Consider the following 20976-nt stretch of genomic DNA (forward strand, 5'->3'; position numbering starts at 1 on the left):
TTACCGACCGCCAAATGAACCCAATGTCGGCCGTCGAGGCATGTGACAAACGCGAGCGCCGTGCGTCACGGATGACACACGGCGCTGTAGGGGTACTTCAGATCGCGTTTTTCGTTTACAGATGCGTTCAGACACGCAGTCCGCGGGCGAAAATCTCAGGCGTCGATGGTGCGCAGCGCCTGGGCCTGCTTCTTGGCTGCGGCCTTGACCGCATCCTGTACCTTCTCGAAGGCCCTGACCTCGATCTGGCGGACGCGCTCGCGGCTGATGTCGAACTCGGCTGAGAGCTCTTCGAGCGTCAGAGGATCCTCTGCGAGGCGACGGGCTTCGAAGATGCGCTTTTCGCGGTCGTTGAGCACCGACATGGCGCTGGCCAGCATACCGCGGCGGTTCTCGAGCTCGTCCTGCTCGATCAGCGTCTCTTCCTGGCTGTCGTGGTCGTCGACAAGCCAATCCTGCCACTCGCCGGACTCGCCTTCGGTAGCGCGGATTGGCGCGTTGAGCGAGGCGTCGCCCGACAGGCGGCGGTTCATCGACACGACCTCGGCCTCGGAGACGTTGAGGCGGGTGGCAATCTCGGCGATCTGGTCGGGCTTGAGGTCGCCGTCGTCGAGCGCCTGGATCTTGCCCTTGACCTTGCGCAGGTTGAAGAACAGGCGCTTCTGGTTGGCGGTGGTGCCCATCTTGACCAGGCTCCACGAGCGCAGGATGTATTCCTGGATCGAGGCCTTGATCCACCACATGGCATAGGTGGCAAGCCGGAAGCCGCGCTCCGGCTCGAATTTCTTCACGGCCTGCATGAGGCCGACATTGCCTTCCGAGATGACCTCGCCGATGGGCAGGCCATAGCCGCGATAGCCCATGGCGATCTTGGCCACGAGACGCAGGTGGCTGGTGACCAGCTTGTGGGCTGCGCCCGTGTCCTCATGCTCCTGGTACCGCTTGGCGAGCATGTACTCTTCCTGCGGCTGGAGCATCGGAAAGCGGCGGATTTCTTCCAGGTAGCGGCTAAGGCCGCCTTCGCCGGAAACGATACTGGGTAGTGACTGGGCCATAAAGCACCCTCCCTCTCTACGAGACTTGCTCCCTGATCCAGGCGAGCATGTGGCGCGGTTGCTGACTGCACTGTCGCGCCATGCGTTCTATAGCGGAACATAACGGGAAAAGACACCGTTTGTTCGACGCGAAACAGAGTGTCACGCCTAAGTGAACAATACGAGTCAGGTTTTCTGATCGATGCTTCAGAGATTGCGAAAGCCTTCGACCAACTCTCCCATGTCGCGAGGCAGGGGTGCCTCGAACCGCATCAATAGATGGGAAGCCGGGTGGCGGAATGCAAGGAGCCGAGCGTGCAAGGCCTGGCGCGGGAAGGCCTGGACGGCCGATTTCAGCGGTTCGGGCAGGCGGTTCGACTTGGTGCGAAAGGCCTGGGCGTAGTCGGGATCGCCGACAACCGGGTGGTCGATATGGGCCATGTGGACGCGGATCTGGTGGGTGCGGCCGGTCTCGAGCCGGCACTCGACCAGGCTGGCGGTGGCGAACTGGTCCTGGCCCTCGCCAAAGCGCTCCTGAACGGCGTAGTGGGTGATGGCGTGGCGCGCGTCTTCGCGATGCTCCGGTACCACGGCGCGGCGGATGCGGTCGGCATGGCGGCCGAGCGCTGCATCGATGGTGCCGGTGAGGCGCTGCGGGATGCCCCAGACCAGCGCGTCATAGGCGCGCTCGAGGTCGCCGGTGCGGCCGTGGTCGGCAAAGGCTTCGGACAGGGACTTGTGGGCACGGTCGGTCTTGGCGACGACCATGACGCCAGAAGTTTCCTTGTCGAGGCGGTGGACGATGCCCGGCCGCTTGACGCCGCCGATGCCCGAAAGGCTTTTGCCGCAATGGTGGATGAGCGCGTTGACCAGCGTGCCGGTCCAGTTGCCGGCGGCGGGATGGACAACGATGCCGGCGGGCTTGTTGATGACGATCAGTTCGTCGTCCTCGTAGAGAATGTCGAGCGGGATGTCTTCGCCCTGCGGCGTGGCGGGTTCCGGCTCGGGCATGTCGACGGAGACCTTGTCGCCTGTCGCGAGCTTGCGTTTGGCCTCGTCGACGACCTTGGTGCCGACGCGGACGGCGCCCTGTTTGATCAGCGCCTGGACGCGGCTGCGCGACAGACCAGGCGCGAGGCGGGCGGCCAGCCACTGGTCGAGCCGCTGGCCTGCGGCATCGGAGTCGGCCTCCAGCACTATCAAAGTGCGTCCCTCTTCGCTATCTGATGCGCTCATTGTAATCGTTCCGGAAGTCTCGCCCATGACAGGCCCTCACGTCGACGAAGAAGAGGACAAACCACTCGATCCAGCGGTGGAGCGTGTGCGCAGGAAACTCGTCCGCTTTGTCGCCATCAATCTGGGGCTGCTTTTCCTGGCTCTTATGGCGGTCGTCGGCGCGCTTGTCTACAAAGCGCGCACCACGGCGGTCACGCCGCCGCAGATCGGCAGCGACATTCCCGCGCCATCGGGCGGGCCGCTTTACGGCGACATCGTGCTGCCGGCCGGCGCCAGGATCATGTCGCAGGCGCTCTCCGGCAACCGCATCTCGATCGACGCCGAACTCGCCGACGGCAGCCGGACCATCTTCGTTTACGACATGGCCGAGGGGCGGCTGGTCGGCCAGTTCGCGGTCAAGGCGCAGTGAGCGGCTTTCCCGCCTCCGGCCGTCGCGTCACCACCGTTGCGGTACTGGTGGCCTGTTATGACGAGGCGGCGGCCTGGTATGTCGACAAGCTCGGTTTCACCGTCTCCGAGGATGTCGCGCTCGGCGATGGTAAGCGTTGGCTCGTCGTCGAACCCGGTGGCGGGCAGGGCGCGCGGTTGCTGCTTGCCAGGGCGGATGGCGAGAGGCAGGCGGCGAGCGTCGGCAACCAGACCGGCGGGCGCGTGCTCCTGTTCCTCGAGACCGACGATTTTGCCCGCGACCATCAGCTGATGCTGGAACGGGGCGTCGCATTCCAGGAGGCGCCGCGCCATGAGCCCTATGGAACGGTTGCGGTGTTTGCCGATCTCTACGGCAATCTGTGGGATCTGATCGAGCCGAAGCGTTAAAATAGCAAAGGCTGTAAATAACATTCGAGGGGCTGTTGCTTTTTCAAAAACGCCCGCCTATATCGCGGTTCTCGGCTGCGCCCATCGTCTAGCGGTTAGGACGGCGCCCTCTCACGGCGCAAACAGGGGTTCGATTCCCCTTGGGCGTACCAACAAAATCAAGCACTTACTCAAAAGCTGTCCGAGACCGTCGAATAACGGTCGAATAAGCTATCTGTGCGGCCTCAAATTCGGCCATTCGAGCATGGCCGAAATCATCACGTCGAATCAGCGGCCACTTGCCCACCTCGCTCATTGCGGCGCATGATGTGCGCGTGCGCGTAGAGCACTGGAGGGCGCAAGATGGCTTGGGGGCGGGGGTTCTTCCGGTTGTGGGTGATGCTGTCGGCCTTGTGGGTCGCGTTCTCTGTCCTGATGTACTGGGAGCGCATCACGGACCCTGCTCCGATTGAATTCGCGTTCACCTTTAGGGAAAACAGCCCAGTCGCAATTGAGGCCGGCTCTCCCGAGCACGCCACTTTGTTGGCTCAGCGGAAGGCCGGGGGCTATACGTCAATGCCTCTCGCCAGCGGTGATAGGGCCTTCATCTCCACGAAGGAAGAACTCAACGTTAGAGTTCATCAGCTGATGGCCATTCAGGATGCCCACGGCGGCATCCGGACGAAGCTCTCTGCGCAGACGTTTAGGCGCAACCTGGGCGAAGCACTGCAGATGGCCGCCTTTGTTCCCGGCATGTTGCTCGCACTTGGTTTCGGCATCGGTTGGATTGCGAGCGGCTTCCGGCGACAGGACATGGCCGCCGACTAAAAGGGGGCTTCCTGTTGCACTCCTGTATTTTACAGGCTTCGGCACTGGGCGTTATATGGACCATATGGGGCATGTGAGGTGATGGCCGTGCAGAAGTTTCTGATTGCCGCCGCCGTGGCGCTGTTGCCATCGGGCGCCATTGCTGAGGATTGTATGTGGTATGTCCGCGAGGGTGGCAAAGACACATGGATTACAGACAGGGGTGAAACGCTCGTGGAGCGCTCCCCATCCTTGGGGAACATTGCCCTGGTCTACGATGTCCTCCCGGTGGAGGGGCGACCGAACGTCAAGAAGGCGCGCTTTGTGAACTCGGCCGGTACCGAGACTTCGTTCCTATTCCGGTTCATCGAGTGGAACGGGGAGCGCATCCTGATCGCTGACATGGATATGTATTTCCAAACGTGCGAGGACCCCCAGGCTCAGAAGCCCCCGGCCTGAACCACCCCAAGGTTGCCGCAAGGTGCCCTCGACCTGTTCAGCGCGTTCCAAAGCCGTCATGGCTCGCTGCGATATCGCTCCCTCGAGAAGGCAACAGGTCCAATGAAAAAGGGCGGCCCGAAGACCGCCCCTTAAGCCCATTCCCACGCGGCTAAACTATTATTCGGCGCGAAACGGCGACGAAGTGCGTGATGTGGTCGATATGAATATCCCACAACCCGCCATGCATAGACGCCAGCTTTTGGCGCAAGTCCTCGGCCGACGCCTCAACCTGCTCGTGAATGCTTGCGGCCGCTTCAGCCACTGCAGGCGCTGAGACAGTGACTGCGGCTCCAGCACAGGCCGCCTGGCGGAGAAATATTCGTCTGGTAATGCTCATGATTGTTCCTCCGCGATAGCCTTGAGATCCGCCACCAGACTTTGCAGGGTGGCTATCTCGCTCCTTTCGTCATCGGCGTTCCAACAGTCGCGTACCCGCACCTTTGCCAGAAGACCGGAAAGCGTGGTGGCGCGGGTGTTTATAATCCGATGAAAGAGCAGGGAGACCGAAGTGGCGGCCTGCTCCTCGTCGGCTTCCGCCTTGCGAAGGCGAGCCTTGGTCCGATCAACCAGGTCGCTGGCTCTGGCCGTCTTGCCTGTTGCCTGGTCCCAGATGTCGCTGGCGGCATTGAATTCCGCCTCAAGCCGCAAGAGAGCCGCCTCGGTCATGCCGATGCCCCCTTCGTCACATTGAGAATGTCGCCTGTTAAGCGCCACGCCCACCCGAGGGGACCTATGTTTGCTCGCATGTTGAACCCTGCGTTCTTGCCCCATATTTCGGCCGCTTCAGCCTTGATGGCCAGGCATGCCAACGACGAGGCCGGCAGATCCATGATTTCCGTGCTCAGGCGGCCGATTTCATGATCTGCAGCCTTGATGCGCGCGTTTGCCAAGCGAATGCCAGAGGCGTCCTTGATGCGCTCGACCTCTCTGTAATACGCCTCCCCGAGGTGGAGGGCGCGCTTGTCTTTGGCCGCCCTCGCCAAACGGGCGGCGCGGGACTTGTCGTTTCTGGCCTTTCCGACGAATGCAGCCGTGCGTTCGGCGGACCAAGCCAGGTCTTCAAGGCTATAGAGGCGTCGGGCGTGTTTCTCTCCTGGCCTTACGAGTGGCCTGCCTGCCAAATCCACCTCGTCATTGATGACCCACGCGACCCCAGGAAGAGTGATTTCATCCGGCGCCGGCGGCCACCTGTGCCGCCATTCGTCTATGATCCACTCCCTGGCGTCTTTCGCAGCAGTCTTTTCGGCCACGGCTTTCTTGAGGTCGCTAAAGAGCGAAACGAACTCGGGATTCGCTTGCGGCGCGGCAAGCTGGGTCGTCTCGCCGGTTTTGGCCGGCGCGGCTGCCTGTGCGGCTTGCGCCACCGTAGCAGTGGCTGCAGCGGTGGAAGCAGCGGCAAGGCCAACCAGGAGGCGGCGGCGGTCGATTTGAGGCAAGCCGGTAACGGCTGCCGGAACGATGGTGTTCGGCATTATCATAGCTCCGTAGGTTTTATGGTGGTGGGTTGGGGACTATGCGGACAACGCCGCGAGCTGGGTTTCGAGGGCTCGACGCATTGATACAGTGTCATAGCGGAAGGATTTGAACTGCAGCGCATCGATCTCGGCACGGACAGTCGCGGCGCGCTTGGCCTTCTGTGTCTGCTCCTGGGAAAGTGTTCCGGCCTGTTCCTTTGCCTCAAACCAGGCCTCCTTGAGGGCCTTTGCGAAGGCAGCGCGGCTGAAAAGGAATTTGCCGTTGAACGTGCGGGCGGCGCGGCACTTGCGCCAGGCGGCTTTCATGATTTCGGAGCGGCAGAACATGTTAGGAACACCCCTTGTAACTTGCGTATTTAGGCGCTAACTTTCCTTTTAAGTAACCTACTTGGCTTTCGATTTCAAGCCCATAGTTTCTAAAAAGGAAAGTTATGATATCCCCTGAGCAATGCCGCGCCGCCCGCGCCCTTTTGAATTGGACGCAGGCTGACTTGGGTGAGCGCGTTTCGATCAGCGTCGTTTCGATCCGTGCATTCGAAAAGGGGGGGGAAATGAGAGACGCCAACAGAAAATTGCTGGCACTGACATTCGAGCAGGCTGGCGTGGTGCTCATCCCCGAAAACGGTGGGGGCGCTGGTGTCCGGCTCAGGGATCGCAAAGGCGAATAGCGTGCGTCTGGCTCTCATCGTATGCGCTATGCTCGCCGGCACGCCGGCAGCGGCAAAGGACCCGGTGACAGGCCGCGCCTCCGTCATCGACGCCGACACAATCGAGATCCACGGCATCGACGCGCCTGAGAGCTGGCAAGTTTGCCATGATCGATCTGGGGCCGCATATCGCTGCGGGAAGGCCGCCGCCGACGCACTGGACGGCTTTCTGGCGGCCTCACGCCCTACCAGGTGCGAATATGTCGAGCGGGATCGCTACGGCCGCTTTGTGGGGAAATGCTACAGGGCAGACGGGCAGAGTGTCGCCCGATGGATGGTCCGCAATGGGCACGCCCTGGACTGGCCGCGATACAGCAAGGGTGTCTACGCTGGCGAGCAGGCAAAGGCCAAGGCAGGCCGGCGTGGTGTATGGCAAGGCAATTTTATCGAGCCATGGAAAGCTAGGCTAAGGCGAGTCAATCAGTCGGGATAGCGTCCCTAAGCACCAGGCCATCATCGACGATGAGCCACTTGTCGCCCTTGATATCGTCCGGGTAGCGATATCCATCAAGCGATATATAACTGTCGCGGCCTGACAAAATAAGCCAGACCTCGTTTTCTGCGAAGTCGATCTGACCTTTGAAGTCTAGAACCTTTCCGGACGCAATAGCACGCCTTCGAGAGGCGTCAACAAAACTCTCTTCAATGGGCTTTCTCTTCAGAACGACCAGAAGATCAATATCGCCATAGTCGGCATTGCTTTTATTGAGCAGGCTTCCATACAGGTAGACCTTCTCTATGGCGTATAATAATTCTGCGTTATCATTGACTGCAGATACGCGACCTAGGAAGGCCCTGAGTTTGTCGAGCGCTTGCGCTCTGGTCAGGCGTTTTATGAACTTCGCACGACACAAGGCCCTTCCAGCGTCACTGATTTGGAACTCCTCGTGGCTTTCATTAAAGGGTTCGATGAAGCCCCGTTCTGCAAGCTCCCGCAACAAGGCGTCTGCATGTTTGACTGCCCGCTTGCGTTCGATCGGTGACCACGTAATTCGATCCCAATCCTTCTTTGAATGCATGAATTTAGCCAAGAGCGCAGCGTCGAACGAACCCCAGCCTGCACGACGGAGTGCGTCTCGAACTCTTTTTGCGCTCGAGCCAGCGATGCTGGCGTTCTTATCAAAAGTTCCTGCACTCAAAATTGATCATGCCTCCCTTTCGAGCCGCCCGCCGACGCTTGGCACGTAGCCATCTGGCCCCAGACGGAGGATAGCGCGGCGAAACTCGCAACAATAGCGAATGGCTATCGCAGAGGCGGCAACGTAACAAATGTCGGTGTCTCATCCAACACGGCTAAGCCCGGCACAGTCACAGGGTAGGCGGGATTGTAATCGATCTTGGTCGGCCTCCCAGAGTTTTGCCGTCCGAACATGCGTTTCAGTTCGGTCGGCAAGCTCTCTCTGCGTCCGCCCTGCGGCCGCCCGCCGTGCCTTCAGATCAGCACCAGAGAGCGCTTCGGCGCTCGTTGCAACCTTAACATTTTTCAACATGCGGGGGTGCCACCAAGCGGATAATCGCGATGCTGTCGCGGGCGATGTCAAAGCCTTCCTCGGCCAACTGGCGTTCAGCTTCTGCCTCCTCCCAGTCGTCAGCCACGATGCGGGCAAGGAAGGGGGCCGAACTCTGCGGCGCAGCATTCCGTTCGATCTTGTTCAGGCGTTGAAGCAGGTTAGCCATGCAACACCCGTTCGCTGTCGGGTGAGCGAGTAGGCGCAGCTACCAGGAGCCGAACAATCGCCAGATCGCCCCGCCCCGCGTCGTAGCCCGCCGCGATGAGCTTGCATTCTGCCTCGCTAGGATCGGAAACGATAACCCGAACCACATGGCGCGGGGCCGCCTTCGGGGTCACCTTTACGGCCAGCCTGTCAATTCGAGCGCGCAGGTTAGACATGGGCAAGGACCCCCTTCTTGACCGCCAGGACGAACGCGGTTGCTGTCCGCCAGTCGACCCCTTCAGGCAATTCCTGGGCCTCAATCTGCCGTTCCAGGGCAGTCGCATACTCACCTTCTGGCATGCCCACCACAGCCTCTATCTGTTGGCGAACGGCAATGATTGCCGCCTCCAATTCTTCATCCGTCAGATCCGCGAACGGATCGCCCATGTTCTGGCGCTCAAGTCGTTCCAGCCGCGCAGCCAATGCCATCACGCCAACCCCTTCAGCCCTTCTTCATGCGACTTCAGTTCCCCAGCCAGGACGAACCTTTGCCCATCCATCGAAACAGACACCTCAAGGCGGCCAGGACCTGAACTGAACAGCAGGGCCTCCAGTTGCGCGTTCAGGTCGGCCTCATCGTCCGCAACGATTGATGTCCGCTGAACCAAAGCGCCTGCCTGCGCCTCGATGCGCCCTACCCGTGCCAGCAGGTTCATTTCCCGCCCATCCTCTCCTCGAGGGCGGCCAGACGCGCAGCAAGCTCGCTCGTCTCAATGGCCTTTCGCTGCGTCTCTAGCAGCCCGACGATCAAGGCAGCTTCATCGGGCGAGATGTCGCCTTCGGCTACCTGCCTGTTGACCGCTGCGACGGCTCCAGGGAGGTCATCCGCCTTCGCCACCTCGGGAAGTTCGAACTGCACCCGTGCACCCTTGCGAGCGGGCCAAACGCGATCAAGGATTGCCCGAGCGGCGATGGCATCGCCTTTCTTGGCATTCTGGATCATCACCCGCGCGATTTCTTCGGCCTCGCCCTCGGCAAGCTCCTCGAGCAGCAGGGCCATCTTTGAACGTGAGCCCTTGGGACGGCCGTTCGGGTTGCCCGACTGCCCCGGCTTGAACTGGCCGCTATTGCCCGTTTCCGCGCTGGTGTTCTCTGTCTCGCTCAATGCTTGGTCGCTCCCTCGCCTTCCTTGATGGTGGCAGCCGCAGCGGCCCCAAATGCAAAGGTCTCAATGCCTCCTGCCGCATGGCTGAGGAACAGTTGCCCCATGCTGTGGAGTTCCCCCGCCCATTTGTATTCGTTCATGGCGCGGGCCTTCGCTGCCGCAGCATGTAGGCCATGGGCCACACCCACAAACTGCAGGATTGAATCCAACGTGGCGAAGTGCTCGGGGTTGCTCGCTTCAGCGCCCCACGCGGCCATCTTTTCGCCGAGCTCGGGCGAAAAGCCTCCCACGGTGCCCTGCTCAAAGTCGCGGGCCAGGTCGTCGAGCCATTCAAATACCGTTTCTGCCATCTGCCTGCCTTTCGAGGTCTAGTAGAGACCACCTTGACCTTTGCTGATCGCGTCCGCCGCCCTTGGGCTGATGTCGCGCATTTCCGTGTAAGAACGGTTGGATTCGCGCCCGCCCAGGGCTCCGCGAACGCCGCTAGGGGCAGTCGGGAACTGCAGCCCGTTTACTGGTCGATAGAACTGCGTCGTAGGCCCGAAGGTCATGCCCATCATTGAGGGGATATTGGCCGTGTTGACGGTCTTCAGGCCCGCCGCCCATTCCCCTAGACGGCCACCGCCAGGCTTGGAAAGCTCCGCGCCAATGGCCGCACCGATCAGGCTGCCAACAGGTCCGCCAAGGCTGCCCACGGCAGATCCCGCCATACTGCCGCCAAGGGTGCGCGCCGTGTTCCCGAACTTGCTGCGGCCTCCTAGCTGGGGGTCGGCATCGAATATGCTTCCTATGCCGCTCCCTTGCCCGCCTAGAGGCCCAGAAATGCCCTTGGAGGCCTTGCCAGATCCAGGAGCACCATGGACCGCCATTTGTCGGCCGTTCGGGTCTATTGCCGTTGTCTTGCCGTAGGCGTTGGTGACGTAGGTGTTTTGGCTGTTGCTGAACCTCGAAACGGTGTTGCCACCGGTGGCCCGAGCCGAACCAGTCGCCCCGCCGTAGATGTCCGATGCGACCATTTGCGGAGGCGCAGGCGGCGCAGGCGGAAACTGTCCCGCCGCCGAGCGCACCGCCTGGCGAACCGGGGCAGGTATCGTCGGCCGAGGGGCCGCGATCGATGACACGAAAGTAGGCATCGGACCTTGAGAAACGAATGACTGCGCCATGGTGGGCATAGGCGACAGCATCGCGTTCATAGCTGGCGTTGCGGGTGGCACCTTGCCTGCGCCATAGCTGGCATACTGAGCCGCAAGCGACATGCCAGCATTGGGAGCGGGGAGCGTGGACGGTGCCGAAATCGTCGGGCTGGGCGGCGCGAATGACTGCGCTGGGGCACTCACGGCAGGGGCTGTCATCCTGGCAGAGGCAAAGGACGGCGCAACCATATCGCCCTGACCGAGCGTCGCAGGCGTCAGTGACGGAGCAGGACCATTGGACCTTGGCGCGGCCTTTGCCGCTCCCCCGTCCCACCATGACGAATAGGCAGGCCCAGAGGCCATTGCGGGGGCCAACGAGGCTCGTTGGGCCTCTCCTGTGGGGGATGCCGCCACGGTGTCCAAACGAGGCGCTGCGGGGCCAAGGGCGGCCCGCTCTACCTTGCCCGCAGGAGCGGCGGCAAGCCCCAGAACCGTAGCCGCGTCCGTCCCTTTGGCGACAGGCGTAGCCGCCTGTGGATCTGGCCGTGGGCTGGGCGTTGGAACCGTTGTCTGTGAAAGGCCATTCTGAAACCAGTCAGGAGCCTGCGCCATGTTGCGCACCGACTTGTCGAACATCGGATGCACATCCACGGCATAGCCCGAGGTCGGCGCGAAGCCCTCCACAAAATCGACGTGAATGCTGTTGTTACCAGAGTATGCGCCGACACGGGTTGCACCCGACATGCGGGCCATTTCAACCGTCTTCGCCCTCTCTGCGTCGGTCATTCCAGTCAGATCGATATCGTAGGCGTTCCCGTGAAGGTGCTGACTGCCTCGGCCAGATCCGGCCGCTGCATTCTGTACTGGCGTGCGCAGGGCGCTGGTGACCGTGACAGGGCTGCGGCTGTTCGCCTCCATCATCTGGAGGGAGCGCCTGGCCTCATCGGTTAGCCCGTTCATCACGTCGCCGCGTGTGCTGCCGTGGGTATAGTTCAACCCGCTTCGCGCCACCCCGTCCATCTGGGCAGGTGGTGCACCCGTGCTCACCGAAACAGGGTCAAACTCAGCCACCCGCATGGCGCTATTGGCGCTGGCGAGCGTCGGAGAAAGGGTTTGCGCAGCGGTCGGAGCCACCTGCGCAACAGGCGCTGCCGCAGGCTGCACATAGCCCGCTGCCGTCTGGATGGTGCGGCCGTGCGGGTCCTCAAAGAAAACATGTCCTGCGGTCTTAGTGACCTGCGCGAGTCCGCTGGGAAGGTTGCCGACTGCCTTCGGCGTGGAATAGAACATACCCCGATGCGTGGGGCCATTGTTCATCACGTAGTCCCATGCTGCCTTAGCCGCCGCCCTGTGGCGCTCGGCCCCAGCGGGGAGCGGCTTGCCATAGGCGGAAAACTGCCCTGGCGCGCTGACTACCGAGTGGACGGGCTGCCCGAGCCTGTCCATGCGATTTTTGACGGCCGAGGCAATGGCAATCATGTCTGCAAAGCGCTGAGAGCGAGAGCCGCTAACGGCCTCGCCCAGTAGAACATCCTCAATGCTGCGTGCGCCAAGCATTCGGGCTATCTCCTGTCATGGGTGACAAGGGGGGCGGCGCGCAAGGCGGTCTCCAGGGGCGCTACGGCAGATGGCCCATAATTCGCCCCGTTGAGGGCCCCATTACTTCGGATCATGGCTGCAGCGCGTTCGGCTGCATTGATGCTGGCCCGACCGCGAGCATTCTGCGCGAAGCGCTCCAGCCCTTTGCCCACCATACCAGTTGCCGCGAAACCGAAGCCTGCACCCACCGGGCCGCCGCCAAGGGCGAAGCCAGCAGCGCCACCAACGCCAGATCCGCCCATGCTCTGCATGAAGCGCCCGAGGATGGCAGGGAAATTGCGGGCGTCCACTTTCTTGGCAACGTTCTCGATTGCCCTGCGTTCGGCCTTGGTGAAGCCGCGAAGGCCATTCTTGCGAAGGGCCAGAGACTTGAATTCTCGCTGTAGCGCCATGGCGAACTCGGGGCCGGTGTTAACCCCGGATTTGATCTCGGCCCTGCGGAACAGTTCCTCGATGGTTTCGGATTTCCGCATAGTGTGCCAGGTGGCTCGCGCCTTGGTCAGCGCCTCAAGGCCGTCGCTGGCGCTCTTGGCTCCCGCACCTGGTGCCGCGAGAGAGTTGCCCCTACCAAGGGCAAAGTTCGTGGCATCGTCCACCAGATCATCGATCTTCTCGATAATGATGCGAGCCGCAGTGGCATCGGATGCGTTCTGCCCCTTGGTGGCGTTCTGGGCGACCCTGCGCAGGATGTCGAGCTCCTGCAGGTCGATGGGGCGGCCTCGGGCTTCTGCAAGCCTGCGTAGCACTGCGGTAGAGCCAGGATGCAAGTCGGCATCGAACCCGAAGGAGCGGAGTTCAGAGGCCATTTTCATGATTGCGCCGTCGAATGCCTTCGGCTTCAGGCTGACACCTGCGTCGAAAGCCTCACGATAGAGCTGCGAACCCGTGTCCCGCAGCGACTCGACCGTAGGGGCCGCGGCGCGCGCTGCGCCTGACCCTCTTTGGCTCAATGCGCGACCGATGGCAGGCAGGGCCATACCGACGCCACCCGCAAACAGGGCGCTCTTGCCTGCATCCTCGATGCTGCCACCTCGGGCCAGTGTATCGGCCCCAGCAATGCCAGCGCTGGAAAGCCCAGCGGCCGCCGTGCGAGCCCCGAAGGACGGGCCTGTGATGCCCAGCACCCGGGCACCAGCTGCCGTTGAGGCGATGGGGGCCATGGACACAATGCCGCCAGCCACGTTGCCTCCCAGATGGGCAATCGGGTGCTCTTTGCGGCCCTTGTCGCGCATCTCCTGCATTTCGTCGCGGACACCAGCGAATGAACCCCCGGTCATCATCGAACCGAGGCCTGCCGAGATGTTCAGCGCCGCCTTGTCGAGCGCACCGCCAATGATGGGGACCCCTTCCGCACCTGCGGTCATGAAGGTGCCAAGAGCACCTTGCCCCTTCTGTTCGACCAGGCCTGTTTCGGGATTGTAGCCCTCGACCCCCGGAGGGATGTATGCGGGCACGTTGCTATGCCCCCGGTTCACCATCCCGATTTTCGATTTGAACTCCTCGACGGGCATATCCGAGTAGAATTTGCTGTGCAGCGCGTCTGCCAGTTGCTGGTCGCTCAGGTCGTCATACTGCGGGTACTGCGCGCGGATCTCGGCAATCGTGGTCATTTGCGAATCCCCAGCGGATCGGCCGCGCCGCCTGCTTGGTTGGCAAGGCGAACGCCACCAACGCCATCCTCTGCCAGAAGCGGGTTCTGGCGGATGTAGTCGGCCCACTGCTGCTCAAAGCCGTCCAGCGTGCCATACTGCTGCCGCCACTTTTCGGCCTCGGCCGTGCGCTGGATCTGCCGATCGGCAACCGCATCGAGGATGTCGAGCATGGCCGCGTTGCCCTGTGGGGTGTTCTGCATGCCAGGAGCGGCGGCCATGAACAGCTGCATTTCCGCGTTGGAAATCGATCCCTTGGTTTTCTGGACCTGGGCCAGCGCGACATCGAGGCCGCCTGAGCGCATCGTGGCGCGGGCTCCAGCGTTGCCAGGTATGTAATCGCCCATGCCGAACTGCTCGGCCGCATCGTCGATGCCGCCAATGAGCCCAGCCCCCGGCCCAGAATAGCCCGTGTTCTGGTTTGCCTTGCGAAGCATGCCGACCGTCTGCTTGAGGGATGCCGCAGTCTTGGAGGCTTCCTGTTCGTCATTGATCCTGTTGGCGACGTTCTTGCGATCCTGATTACCAAAAGCGCCCTGGCGAACTGTCGTCCCGTCAGGCAGGGAGACCTCAAAGCCTTCATCCCCCTTAGCGCCGCCAACCTGCACCCAATCGCGTTTCTGAGGGTCCCACTGCGCTTTGTAGGAACGGCCCTGCTCATCATAGAAAGTTTCGACCTGGGGCGGCTTGCCCATGCCGCTGAGCTGGGCCTTTTCCTTCTCAAGGAGCAGACCAAACGCGTCTTTCGGCTCAAGGCCCATCTGGACCAGCTCCGCAAGCTGCGGGTCTTTCTTGGCGATGTAATCCATCGTCTGGTTGCGCTTGAGACTCTGCCCCATCGCGCCAAAGGCGTTGGCGAAATTGGCCGCATTGCCGCCCTGGCCCATTAGCGTCGCCGCTGTGGGGAAAGCCACATCAGGGTCGAGAAGGTTGCCGAACAGCCCCCGCGACGGCGTTGGAGCCTGCGCACGGGCATCTGGAACGGGCGGCTGGTTCATGCCCGTTGCGGGACCGTTGCCTGCTGTCTGCGCGAACTGCCCAGTATTCTGCGGACCAGTCAGCAATCGCGAGAGAAAGCCCCCGATGCCAGGCGACTGGGGGAGGGGTGCGGCCGGATATGGCTGCGCGTTGACCCCCATCAGCATTTCCATGAAGCCGTTGCCCGAGGTCATTGCCTTACCCTTTGCGCATGGCGGCCAGCGCCGCAGTTTCGTCAACCACTTCGAACCCGAACCCACTGGAGAGGGGTCGCACACCAGCAAGCTTGTTCGCGCGTGCATCCGCCACGATGCAGCCGACCGGCCGGCACTGGCCCTTGTGACGGCTCCAGAAACTCATCAATGTCTGTGAGGGAGCCGCTATCATCATGCGGCAAGCCGTTTGGCCGCCTCAGTGAGGCTGATCCTCACCAAGTCACTAAGCGTGACGCCGCGTTCGCGGGCCAATTCTGCGAAGCGGCGCTTTTCCTCGGGCGAGACCCGGAGGCGGATGTTTTCGATCATCGCTGCGCTGAGGCGCATGGCGCTGTTTCCTGTGTTCGCAACAGGAAATCTATCAGGCTCGCCTATTGCTGGCCTTCCGCATCATCGGCAATGTGCCATATCATCCGCAGCCCGACTGATCGTCGGCATTCTCGGTTTGCTTGCTGGCGTGGCGCTCGGGAATTAGTGCAGAAAATCTTTGCGTATTCTGCCCGCCGCCTGGCTGGCTATTTTCCAAAAACCGGAAACTTGATCCCGGCATGCAACGTCGTGCGCTAGGCCCCGTCGCCGAAAGGTGGCGGGGCCTCATATCTTTTGGCTCTCAGAAACTGCGGTGCTGTCTACTCGGGTATGCTCGCGATCTGGATCTGTAAAAGCTCGTCCAGAAACGCCTTCATTGGAGCCAGGTCTGGAATATGCGGGGCCGCTTTGAAGCTCTCATCTGCCTTTAGGAGTGCGTCTTCGTACCTGGGGCGGTTGGCCATGATCTGATCAATGACCGTCGTGGTCCCGGGAAGGATAGCGCCGATTTTCAACGACAGGCATGCATAGGAAAACGCACGTGCAGTGCGGCCATTGCCGTTCCTGAATGGGTGCACCCAGTTTATACCCCAAAGGGTGTAAGCAGCCACATCGAGCGCGTCTCCGGAGGCCCACAATGATGACAGGTGCCTGAAGAACAGTTGCATTTGGCCCGGAATAAACTGCCAAGGGGGTGGCTTATGGCGAACATTTCCCTCCGCGTCGCCGACGTGCACTTCGTGGTTTCGGTATTCACCCGGGCTCGCCAGGAGGAACATCGTGCCTGAGCGATGAAGCTGCTTCAATGATGCCTCGTCCGGCATTGCCGCTACGCCATCTGCGGTCGGACCGCGATGGACAAGCAGGAACGTAACCAGTCCCTCGAGCACATTGATCTGGTTCGTTGCGTTAAGGACCTCGATCCGGTGCGCAACCGGTCCGTTGACCGTCTCCCAATTGTCGTCCAGCATCCCCCACCTTAAGCAAAAGGCGGGCCCCCAATGCCCGCCTTCTTTAGTTTTAGGTCTCTACCTGTGGTTGGTGGCGGCCCCGTCGTGCCCTTCAATCTCGCCCATCAGAGAGGAAATCTCCTCCCTGGTGAGGGCGGACTTGTATGGCTGCAGGCCGACTGCCAAACTGACGCGCTGGGCCCGTTTTTCGGCCGGCGTAATCACGTGGGACCGAACCTTCTCTTCGATTTGCTTCAATGTCATCGCAGCCATAATCGTCGCTCCCTTAAGACCCCTATCTGTTCAACTACCAACCCTTGGCACGCAAAAGCGTTCCGGACCGACATTGAATCGCCGCTATCAAGTCATTGGGAAGAACCCGAATATGCATCTTCGCCATTAATTTTCAAGACAACGTAAACGAGCAATCTTGTCTCAGGCTTAATCCAGCATTGAAATTTCTTTGATGGCTCGCCTCGAGCGTAGGCACGTCGGCAGTGTCTAGGCGATCGATGCTGAACGCCGGAATGTACTTTCCGGCGGATACGGTGTGTTTCATCGGTGCCGTGCCTGCGGGGTGCGCTCTTTAAGCGATAGGCGCATGGCTTCAGCGAACGCTAAATTGACCTTTTCGGAAAGTTGCTCGTCGCCGAATTCCTCAGCCTTTGCCGCGGCCTTCGCGAGCAACTGCGCAATTTCGTCAAGGAACTGTTCGCCGAAGGTCATGGGGCGGCCTGCCTTTCAACGATGCTGAGCCGGTCGTCGATAAGGGGGCGCTGCAGGACTTTTGCCTCGTCCCATGGTGCGGCCAGCCAGGTGTCGACCTCACCGGGCTCGGTGAGGATCACCGGCATGGCCTTCTGGTGGATCGGTTCGACGATAGAGTTGGGCGCCGTAGTCAGGAAGCCGTAGAGCTCGAAATCGCGCTCGCCGTCGCGAACCTTCTTCACGCCCCTCCATGGAGTCCAGATCCCGGCAAAAAAGGCGAGCGGTCGGTCGGCCGATGTTGCGAACCATGCGTTCGGTGTCCTGCCACCCTCTGCCTTGCGCGCCGGGTCTGGTTCCGCGAAGGCGGTGAATGGCACGACACAGCGGCTTGTTCGCCCCAGCCAACGGCGCCAGTGGGGAGAGGCGGTGTTGCGGATATTGGTGACGCCGGGATCGTAGTTCTTTACGTAGGCCGGCGGCGAGGGCATCCCCCAGGTGGCGGCGACTACCTCACGCTGGCCGTCATCGCCGATGCGCAGGATTGGCGCCAGCGTGCCCGGATACACGTCACGCGACGGCTCGTTGAAACCGGTCGTGTCGCGCATGGCGCGCGTCCACTGGATAATGGCGTCACGGGTGGTGGTGATGTTGTAGAGGTTGCACATGGGGCGCGAGCCTGCCTTGGGTTGCGGTCGGCGTCAATGCAAACGAAAACCCCGGCGCACGGCCGGGGCTTGTGATGTTCAGGCGGGCTTCCGATCAGAATTTGTAGGCGACGCCAAGGCGAATGTCACTGGACCTCAAATCGTAGGCCGCCCGATCGTTCGGAAATGAAGGGAATGCACTCGGCTTGGCTGTGCCATTTCCATAGTCGGAGTAACGGTATTCTGCCCTAACGACTAGCTTGTCGTTAGCGGCATATTCTACGCCAGCGCCCAAAGTCCAACCAGCCAGAGTGTCCTTAACTATCGCGTCTTGGACCACCATGTCATAGCTGATTTCCGCCCTGGAAATTGCCAAGCCGCCCGAGACATAGGGAAGCCATCGGTCACTCGCATAGCCTATGCGCGCTCGTAGAGCGGCCGTGTAAGCAACGTCCACTGCCGCGCGAGTGAAAATGTTGAAGGGTTGGAAACCGGACTTTGCCTCCGTCCACGCGATATCGGCATCAACGCCCAAAACTACATTGTTCGTAAACTGATGATTGTAGCCGGCGTATACGCCTCCCACAAAACCGTCAGGATCAGGAGACGAAAATAGCGATACGCCAGGGTAGACGTAGCTTACGCCTGCGTCGCCCCATGCATGGCCGGCTTGCAGACCAATATACCCGCCAGTCCATACGAATGTTGGCGGGGTGGTTGCTATCGCGTCCGCCGCAACTGCTTGGCCAGCAGAAATTCCGAGCAGGGTGCTCGCAAACAGAATCGCCTTCATCGCCGAAATCCCCTAAAAAAGTCGGGCGACACTAGCGGCAACTTGAACAATTTCAATCAACTAATGTGTGCCAGTCAGCGTGTTGCGCTTGTGCCATTGGGCCGTTTCGCCTCAGGTGACATACCGCTCGCCCTCGGCCCTGTGCTCGCAGCAGAACCAGTGGGGGGCGCAACGGCCTTTGCCGCGCTGCGATGTGAATTGACTCCGCAAGGCATATGTTCCTATTTCGTTCTCCATGCCGCAGCCATACAAGACCAAACCTTACCCACTCTCAAACCTGAACGATGCCCGGCAGCTCGTGCGTGTGAGGTGCGCCTATTGCAAGCGGGCGCACCACTATTACCCATCCGACCTCATTGAGATATTCGGCGACGTGGACGTGGATTCGCTAGTGCATCGCATGAAGTGCGAGGCTGGCGACCATGGCACGATGCGGGTCGAAGCGATCTATCCGACCGGCAAAGAAGCCATTGGGCTGAAGATACGGCGGCTCGTGGCCATCAAGATCCGGCGTGTTCCGGTCTGGCGGGAGGAGTAGCCCTGGCAGAAGCAAAGTGTCGCCATGCGTTTGGCGCAAACAGAAACCCCGCCACGAGGCGGGGCTTGAGGGGACACGAACCGCCAGGCTTTTCTGGCAGAATGCCACCCTTCATGGGTATGGCCATTCCTACCCCGCTGCCCGGCAACTTGTCAGCGCATTCTGCCTGTGCTGGTGCGCCGCGAGGGCCCGCGCGTCGCCGGACATGACGATGGCAAGCCCTTCTGGATCGACCCGCCATGGCGCTTTGGGGTGTAGCTGCTTTCCGATGCCATACCGTTTGCACCACCGGGCTATGGTGTCCGGGGATACGCCTGCTATGCCCGCTGCCTGCTGAAGGGTGAGAGGCTTGTTGCTATTCATGGCCGCCTCCGTGAATTGCGCCACCGTTTCGGGGTTCGCTCCCTTTCCTCCTAAGCCCAATGGCGCTGACGAAGGACACTCCGCTGCCGTTTCCGGAGAGCGCTTCTCCAAATTCGCTGCTGACGGTCTCAAGGTCTTTTTTTTTGTTTTTGTCTTGGTCTCTTCTCGGTCTAGGTCTTCGTCTGTGTCTCAGGTCTCTGTCTCTATATATCGATAGGGTCTCGATACCGTATGGAGAGGGTTTCATAGTGATGCCCTCCCGCGCACGAGCCGGCTATTTGCCAAGGATGGATGATTAAACGTCTGCCCGAGCGGGTTCATTTTCAGAATGCGGGCATCATCAGCAGCCTGGAATTCGGCTTCCACCTTCTCCCTGACATCGCCGCTTTCGATGCCCTCGATGATCCGCCGCGTGCCCGTTGCATGCTTGTCGTTCATCGGCGGATTGTGCCGAAACCAGCGGTCTACATAGATTTCCGCAGTGGAGACATCGAAGGTGATGAGCTCGGCCTTCACAAGCTTGCTGCGCGCATCGACGTATTTCGAGGTGTCCCATCCTAGGTCCGAGCAGGCATAGCCATCAGGAAGTCGGAAGCAGCCGGCGCTGTTCTGATGCTCGCAGGTGAGGAAGTAGAGATACAGCACCTGGGCGGTGCTGCACTCTAATCCGGTGAATCTCCCCGACCGCCACACGGCCGGGGAAACCTTTGAGAATTCGCGCTTGCTCATGATGATCTACCCCGCAATCCAGCCGGGCAGATCTGGGTTGATGACGCGCATCAGCTTTGCGAACCGCTTATAGCTGGGACGGGTATCCCGCCAGTCGGCAAACCAGGTCGACCTGAGCGAAGCCAACCACTCGACGCCCACCTTCGACCACTCCGAATAGTGGAGCGTCAACGCATACATGGCCGCTGCTTCGAGACAATCGATTTCGGTCTCTACCAAGTGCTCAAGGGATGCCGTGAGCATCTGCGACAGCGCCAAAGCATGGAGCTCCAGCGGCAGGTCCCAAGTTGCTGAATGGTCCAAGTTGCTGGCAATGATTTCGAGCATCACATCAGCGCGCTTGTCCCACCTGGAACAGTCCATGGCCAGCGTCACCCAGTTCTCAATCGGGATGTCGATGTCCATATCATGAGGGAGGCGCGGATAGACTGGCGCTACTGGATTCTCCAAGAGCAAATAGAGCGCCTTGCGCCCGCCGTGCTTCAAGAAGATTCCGAAGTCGATGCCGCCGCGACCCATGTTGGCCCTGATTTCGGCCGCGCAGCGGCCGCGGTTCTCGGTGCCATGAACACCCGCCAGCGTCATGCAGCCGTCAATGTCGTGGAAGTAGCAATCGTCTTCGACAGGGCTCCTGTCCCGGTCAAAGTAGACCGGGACAGAGACGCCATAGGGGGTAGGGAGTTGGCCGATAGACTTCATTACGCCGCCCTCCCGATTTCCTGACGGATCGTCACGACGGAATGCAGGACATAACGCGCGTGGGTTCCGGCAAAGGGGCCGCCGTGGTCCTCGTGGACGGTTTCTATGACGAGCCCCATTCCGCGAAGCTTCCAAACGTAGTGGCTCCAGCGCGGGCCGGGATGGTCGATCGGGGTGCAGCCCCGCTTGCCGGCGCCGATCAGGTTCTTCAGCGCCCATGCGTCACGACCGACCACTTCAAGGGTGCTGCCATCAGGTTCAATCTTGGCGATAACGCGCAGTTTCTCGCTCATG

The 20976-nt window shown here is 61.0% G+C and carries 31 protein-coding genes and 1 tRNA gene; 8 read left to right on the top strand and 24 right to left on the bottom strand.

Annotated features, from left to right (window positions below; genetic code table 11):
• Window positions 1-155: 155 nt before the first annotated feature.
• Together rpoH and ABSY17_RS05540 are read right to left on the bottom strand one after the other, a co-directional pair.
• Complete coding sequence (gene rpoH / locus ABSY17_RS05535) at window positions 156-1055, bottom strand: RNA polymerase sigma factor RpoH (RefSeq protein WP_378947721.1); 900 nt, start codon at window positions 1053-1055, stop codon at window positions 156-158.
• A gap of 186 nt (window positions 1056-1241) precedes the next feature.
• Window positions 1242-2270, bottom strand: a complete 1029-nt coding sequence (locus tag ABSY17_RS05540) for an RluA family pseudouridine synthase (protein ID WP_378947724.1) — start codon at window positions 2268-2270, stop codon at window positions 1242-1244.
• A 25-nt stretch (window positions 2271-2295) separates the two neighbouring features.
• On the opposite strand from ABSY17_RS05540, the gene ABSY17_RS05545 reads away from it, so the two are divergent.
• The 5 genes from ABSY17_RS05545 (at window position 2296) to ABSY17_RS05565 (ending at window position 4331) form a co-directional block, all read left to right on the top strand.
• Window positions 2296-2679 carry a fimbrial protein gene (locus tag ABSY17_RS05545; protein WP_378947727.1) on the top strand — a complete coding sequence of 128 codons (384 nt, stop codon included), beginning with the start codon at window positions 2296-2298 and terminating at the stop codon, window positions 2677-2679.
• Window positions 2676-3086, top strand: coding sequence for a VOC family protein (locus ABSY17_RS05550; RefSeq protein ID WP_378947730.1), 411 nt, complete (start codon window positions 2676-2678; stop codon window positions 3084-3086). The genes ABSY17_RS05545 and ABSY17_RS05550 overlap by 4 nt, the downstream gene beginning before the upstream one ends.
• A gap of 77 nt (window positions 3087-3163) precedes the next feature.
• Window positions 3164-3238, top strand: a tRNA-Glu gene (locus ABSY17_RS05555).
• A 190-nt stretch (window positions 3239-3428) separates the two neighbouring features.
• Window positions 3429-3893: a hypothetical protein gene (locus ABSY17_RS05560; RefSeq protein ID WP_378947733.1), complete on the top strand. Its 465-nt coding sequence runs from the start codon at window positions 3429-3431 to the stop codon at window positions 3891-3893.
• A gap of 87 nt (window positions 3894-3980) precedes the next feature.
• A complete protein-coding gene (locus ABSY17_RS05565; protein ID WP_378947736.1) occupies window positions 3981-4331 on the top strand; it encodes a hypothetical protein in 351 nt (116 codons plus the stop codon).
• A gap of 151 nt (window positions 4332-4482) precedes the next feature.
• Here the strand turns inward: ABSY17_RS05565 and ABSY17_RS05570 are convergent, their stop codons facing one another.
• Genes ABSY17_RS05570 through ABSY17_RS05585 form a run of 4 tightly spaced genes read right to left on the bottom strand, consistent with a single transcriptional unit; the run spans window position 4483 to window position 6154 of the window.
• A complete protein-coding gene (locus ABSY17_RS05570; RefSeq protein ID WP_378947739.1) occupies window positions 4483-4710 on the bottom strand; it encodes a twin-arginine translocation signal domain-containing protein in 228 nt (75 codons plus the stop codon).
• Window positions 4707-5039: a hypothetical protein gene (locus ABSY17_RS05575; protein WP_378947742.1), complete on the bottom strand. Its 333-nt coding sequence runs from the start codon at window positions 5037-5039 to the stop codon at window positions 4707-4709. The genes ABSY17_RS05570 and ABSY17_RS05575 overlap by 4 nt, the downstream gene beginning before the upstream one ends.
• Window positions 5036-5845, bottom strand: a complete 810-nt coding sequence (locus ABSY17_RS05580) for a hypothetical protein (protein WP_378947745.1) — start codon at window positions 5843-5845, stop codon at window positions 5036-5038. The genes ABSY17_RS05575 and ABSY17_RS05580 overlap by 4 nt, the downstream gene beginning before the upstream one ends.
• 39 nt (window positions 5846-5884) lie before the next feature.
• Window positions 5885-6154 carry a hypothetical protein gene (locus ABSY17_RS05585; protein ID WP_378947748.1) on the bottom strand — a complete coding sequence of 90 codons (270 nt, stop codon included), beginning with the start codon at window positions 6152-6154 and terminating at the stop codon, window positions 5885-5887.
• A gap of 125 nt (window positions 6155-6279) precedes the next feature.
• Between ABSY17_RS05585 and ABSY17_RS05590 the strand changes: the two genes are divergently transcribed.
• Both ABSY17_RS05590 and ABSY17_RS05595 read left to right on the top strand, forming a co-directional pair.
• Window positions 6280-6516, top strand: a complete 237-nt coding sequence (locus tag ABSY17_RS05590) for a helix-turn-helix domain-containing protein (protein WP_378947751.1) — start codon at window positions 6280-6282, stop codon at window positions 6514-6516.
• A 28-nt stretch (window positions 6517-6544) separates the two neighbouring features.
• Complete coding sequence (locus tag ABSY17_RS05595) at window positions 6545-6988, top strand: thermonuclease family protein (protein ID WP_378952444.1); 444 nt, start codon at window positions 6545-6547, stop codon at window positions 6986-6988.
• On the opposite strand, the gene ABSY17_RS05600 is transcribed toward ABSY17_RS05595, so the two are convergent.
• From ABSY17_RS05600 to ABSY17_RS05670, 15 genes are all read right to left on the bottom strand, one after another.
• Window positions 6972-7694, bottom strand: coding sequence for a nucleotidyltransferase domain-containing protein (locus ABSY17_RS05600; protein WP_378947753.1), 723 nt, complete (start codon window positions 7692-7694; stop codon window positions 6972-6974). The two genes, ABSY17_RS05595 and ABSY17_RS05600, sit on opposite strands and share 17 nt — an antisense overlap.
• Before the next feature lie 334 nt (window positions 7695-8028).
• Window positions 8029-8232, bottom strand: coding sequence for a hypothetical protein (locus ABSY17_RS05605; protein WP_378947756.1), 204 nt, complete (start codon window positions 8230-8232; stop codon window positions 8029-8031).
• Between the two features lie 206 nt (window positions 8233-8438).
• Window positions 8439-8699 carry a hypothetical protein gene (locus ABSY17_RS05610; protein ID WP_378947759.1) on the bottom strand — a complete coding sequence of 87 codons (261 nt, stop codon included), beginning with the start codon at window positions 8697-8699 and terminating at the stop codon, window positions 8439-8441.
• On the bottom strand, window positions 8699-8926 hold the full coding sequence (locus ABSY17_RS05615) for a hypothetical protein (RefSeq protein ID WP_378947762.1): 228 nt from the start codon (window positions 8924-8926) through the stop codon (window positions 8699-8701). Before ABSY17_RS05615 ends, ABSY17_RS05610 begins: the two co-directional genes overlap by 1 nt.
• Window positions 8923-9375, bottom strand: coding sequence for a DUF5681 domain-containing protein (locus ABSY17_RS05620; protein ID WP_378947765.1), 453 nt, complete (start codon window positions 9373-9375; stop codon window positions 8923-8925). The genes ABSY17_RS05615 and ABSY17_RS05620 overlap by 4 nt, the downstream gene beginning before the upstream one ends.
• Complete coding sequence (locus ABSY17_RS05625; protein WP_378947767.1) at window positions 9372-9725, bottom strand: hypothetical protein; 354 nt, start codon at window positions 9723-9725, stop codon at window positions 9372-9374. The genes ABSY17_RS05620 and ABSY17_RS05625 overlap by 4 nt, the downstream gene beginning before the upstream one ends.
• Window positions 9726-9743: 18 nt before the next feature.
• On the bottom strand, window positions 9744-12065 hold the full coding sequence (locus tag ABSY17_RS05630; protein ID WP_378947769.1) for a D-Ala-D-Ala carboxypeptidase family metallohydrolase: 2322 nt from the start codon (window positions 12063-12065) through the stop codon (window positions 9744-9746).
• A 5-nt stretch (window positions 12066-12070) separates the two neighbouring features.
• The gene (locus ABSY17_RS05635) at window positions 12071-13717 is read right to left on the bottom strand and encodes a hypothetical protein (protein WP_378947772.1); all 1647 of its coding nucleotides are present in this window, start codon (window positions 13715-13717) and stop codon (window positions 12071-12073) included.
• The gene (locus ABSY17_RS05640) at window positions 13714-14928 is read right to left on the bottom strand and encodes a hypothetical protein (RefSeq protein WP_378947775.1); all 1215 of its coding nucleotides are present in this window, start codon (window positions 14926-14928) and stop codon (window positions 13714-13716) included. The genes ABSY17_RS05635 and ABSY17_RS05640 overlap by 4 nt, the downstream gene beginning before the upstream one ends.
• 192 nt (window positions 14929-15120) lie before the next feature.
• A complete protein-coding gene (locus ABSY17_RS05645) occupies window positions 15121-15276 on the bottom strand; it encodes a ribbon-helix-helix protein, CopG family (RefSeq protein WP_378947778.1) in 156 nt (51 codons plus the stop codon).
• Window positions 15277-15578: 302 nt separating this feature from the next.
• Complete coding sequence (locus ABSY17_RS05650; RefSeq protein ID WP_378947781.1) at window positions 15579-16229, bottom strand: Fic family protein; 651 nt, start codon at window positions 16227-16229, stop codon at window positions 15579-15581.
• 57 nt (window positions 16230-16286) lie between these two features.
• Window positions 16287-16481: a hypothetical protein gene (locus ABSY17_RS05655; protein WP_378947783.1), complete on the bottom strand. Its 195-nt coding sequence runs from the start codon at window positions 16479-16481 to the stop codon at window positions 16287-16289.
• A gap of 282 nt (window positions 16482-16763) precedes the next feature.
• The gene (locus ABSY17_RS05660; protein ID WP_378947786.1) at window positions 16764-16934 is read right to left on the bottom strand and encodes a hypothetical protein; all 171 of its coding nucleotides are present in this window, start codon (window positions 16932-16934) and stop codon (window positions 16764-16766) included.
• Complete coding sequence (locus ABSY17_RS05665) at window positions 16931-17581, bottom strand: SOS response-associated peptidase (protein ID WP_378947789.1); 651 nt, start codon at window positions 17579-17581, stop codon at window positions 16931-16933. Before ABSY17_RS05665 ends, ABSY17_RS05660 begins: the two co-directional genes overlap by 4 nt.
• 94 nt (window positions 17582-17675) lie before the next feature.
• Complete coding sequence (locus ABSY17_RS05670) at window positions 17676-18353, bottom strand: outer membrane protein (protein ID WP_378947792.1); 678 nt, start codon at window positions 18351-18353, stop codon at window positions 17676-17678.
• A gap of 379 nt (window positions 18354-18732) precedes the next feature.
• On the opposite strand from ABSY17_RS05670, the gene ABSY17_RS05675 reads away from it, so the two are divergent.
• Entirely contained in the window at window positions 18733-18891 is a 159-nt protein-coding gene (locus tag ABSY17_RS05675) for a hypothetical protein (RefSeq protein ID WP_378947795.1), read from the top strand.
• A 606-nt stretch (window positions 18892-19497) separates the two neighbouring features.
• On the opposite strand, the gene ABSY17_RS05680 is transcribed toward ABSY17_RS05675, so the two are convergent.
• From ABSY17_RS05680 to ABSY17_RS05690, 3 genes are read right to left on the bottom strand one after another with little or no spacing between them, the layout of a single operon-like run.
• Complete coding sequence (locus ABSY17_RS05680; RefSeq protein ID WP_378947797.1) at window positions 19498-19983, bottom strand: hypothetical protein; 486 nt, start codon at window positions 19981-19983, stop codon at window positions 19498-19500.
• A gap of 6 nt (window positions 19984-19989) precedes the next feature.
• Window positions 19990-20682, bottom strand: a complete 693-nt coding sequence (locus ABSY17_RS05685; protein WP_378947800.1) for a hypothetical protein — start codon at window positions 20680-20682, stop codon at window positions 19990-19992.
• On the bottom strand, window positions 20682-20975 hold the full coding sequence (locus tag ABSY17_RS05690; RefSeq protein WP_378947803.1) for a hypothetical protein: 294 nt from the start codon (window positions 20973-20975) through the stop codon (window positions 20682-20684). Before ABSY17_RS05690 ends, ABSY17_RS05685 begins: the two co-directional genes overlap by 1 nt.
• Window position 20976 lies beyond the last annotated feature (1 nt).

The sequence above is a fragment of the Mesorhizobium sp. ANAO-SY3R2 genome (assembly GCF_042466635.1).
Classification (GTDB): Bacteria; Pseudomonadota; Alphaproteobacteria; order Rhizobiales; family Rhizobiaceae; genus Aminobacter.

Bases quoted from the DNA above. Each gene is read 5' to 3' on its own strand.
- rpoH (WP_378947721.1), bottom strand. From the start codon at position 1,055: ATGGCCCAGTCACTACCCAGTATCGTTTCCGGCGAAGGCGGCCTTAGC.
- ABSY17_RS05540 (WP_378947724.1), bottom strand. From the start codon at position 2,270: ATGAGCGCATCAGATAGCGAAGAGGGACGCACTTTGATAGTGCTGGAG.
- ABSY17_RS05545 (WP_378947727.1), top strand. From the start codon at position 2,296: ATGACAGGCCCTCACGTCGACGAAGAAGAGGACAAACCACTCGATCCA.
- ABSY17_RS05560 (WP_378947733.1), top strand. From the start codon at position 3,429: ATGGCTTGGGGGCGGGGGTTCTTCCGGTTGTGGGTGATGCTGTCGGCC.
- ABSY17_RS05570 (WP_378947739.1), bottom strand. From the start codon at position 4,710: ATGAGCATTACCAGACGAATATTTCTCCGCCAGGCGGCCTGTGCTGGA.
- ABSY17_RS05575 (WP_378947742.1), bottom strand. From the start codon at position 5,039: ATGACCGAGGCGGCTCTCTTGCGGCTTGAGGCGGAATTCAATGCCGCC.
- ABSY17_RS05580 (WP_378947745.1), bottom strand. From the start codon at position 5,845: ATGCCGAACACCATCGTTCCGGCAGCCGTTACCGGCTTGCCTCAAATC.
- ABSY17_RS05585 (WP_378947748.1), bottom strand. From the start codon at position 6,154: ATGAAAGCCGCCTGGCGCAAGTGCCGCGCCGCCCGCACGTTCAACGGC.
- ABSY17_RS05590 (WP_378947751.1), top strand. From the start codon at position 6,280: ATGATATCCCCTGAGCAATGCCGCGCCGCCCGCGCCCTTTTGAATTGG.
- ABSY17_RS05595 (WP_378952444.1), top strand. From the start codon at position 6,545: ATGCTCGCCGGCACGCCGGCAGCGGCAAAGGACCCGGTGACAGGCCGC.
- ABSY17_RS05605 (WP_378947756.1), bottom strand. From the start codon at position 8,232: ATGGCTAACCTGCTTCAACGCCTGAACAAGATCGAACGGAATGCTGCG.
- ABSY17_RS05610 (WP_378947759.1), bottom strand. From the start codon at position 8,699: ATGGCATTGGCTGCGCGGCTGGAACGACTTGAGCGCCAGAACATGGGC.
- ABSY17_RS05615 (WP_378947762.1), bottom strand. From the start codon at position 8,926: ATGAACCTGCTGGCACGGGTAGGGCGCATCGAGGCGCAGGCAGGCGCT.
- ABSY17_RS05625 (WP_378947767.1), bottom strand. From the start codon at position 9,725: ATGGCAGAAACGGTATTTGAATGGCTCGACGACCTGGCCCGCGACTTT.
- ABSY17_RS05630 (WP_378947769.1), bottom strand. From the start codon at position 12,065: ATGCTTGGCGCACGCAGCATTGAGGATGTTCTACTGGGCGAGGCCGTT.
- ABSY17_RS05635 (WP_378947772.1), bottom strand. From the start codon at position 13,717: ATGACCACGATTGCCGAGATCCGCGCGCAGTACCCGCAGTATGACGAC.
- ABSY17_RS05640 (WP_378947775.1), bottom strand. From the start codon at position 14,928: ATGACCTCGGGCAACGGCTTCATGGAAATGCTGATGGGGGTCAACGCG.
- ABSY17_RS05645 (WP_378947778.1), bottom strand. From the start codon at position 15,276: ATGCGCCTCAGCGCAGCGATGATCGAAAACATCCGCCTCCGGGTCTCG.
- ABSY17_RS05650 (WP_378947781.1), bottom strand. From the start codon at position 16,229: ATGCTGGACGACAATTGGGAGACGGTCAACGGACCGGTTGCGCACCGG.
- ABSY17_RS05655 (WP_378947783.1), bottom strand. From the start codon at position 16,481: ATGGCTGCGATGACATTGAAGCAAATCGAAGAGAAGGTTCGGTCCCAC.
- ABSY17_RS05660 (WP_378947786.1), bottom strand. From the start codon at position 16,934: ATGACCTTCGGCGAACAGTTCCTTGACGAAATTGCGCAGTTGCTCGCG.
- ABSY17_RS05665 (WP_378947789.1), bottom strand. From the start codon at position 17,581: ATGTGCAACCTCTACAACATCACCACCACCCGTGACGCCATTATCCAG.
- ABSY17_RS05670 (WP_378947792.1), bottom strand. From the start codon at position 18,353: ATGAAGGCGATTCTGTTTGCGAGCACCCTGCTCGGAATTTCTGCTGGC.
- ABSY17_RS05680 (WP_378947797.1), bottom strand. From the start codon at position 19,983: ATGAGCAAGCGCGAATTCTCAAAGGTTTCCCCGGCCGTGTGGCGGTCG.
- ABSY17_RS05685 (WP_378947800.1), bottom strand. From the start codon at position 20,682: ATGAAGTCTATCGGCCAACTCCCTACCCCCTATGGCGTCTCTGTCCCG.
- ABSY17_RS05690 (WP_378947803.1), bottom strand. From the start codon at position 20,975: ATGAGCGAGAAACTGCGCGTTATCGCCAAGATTGAACCTGATGGCAGC.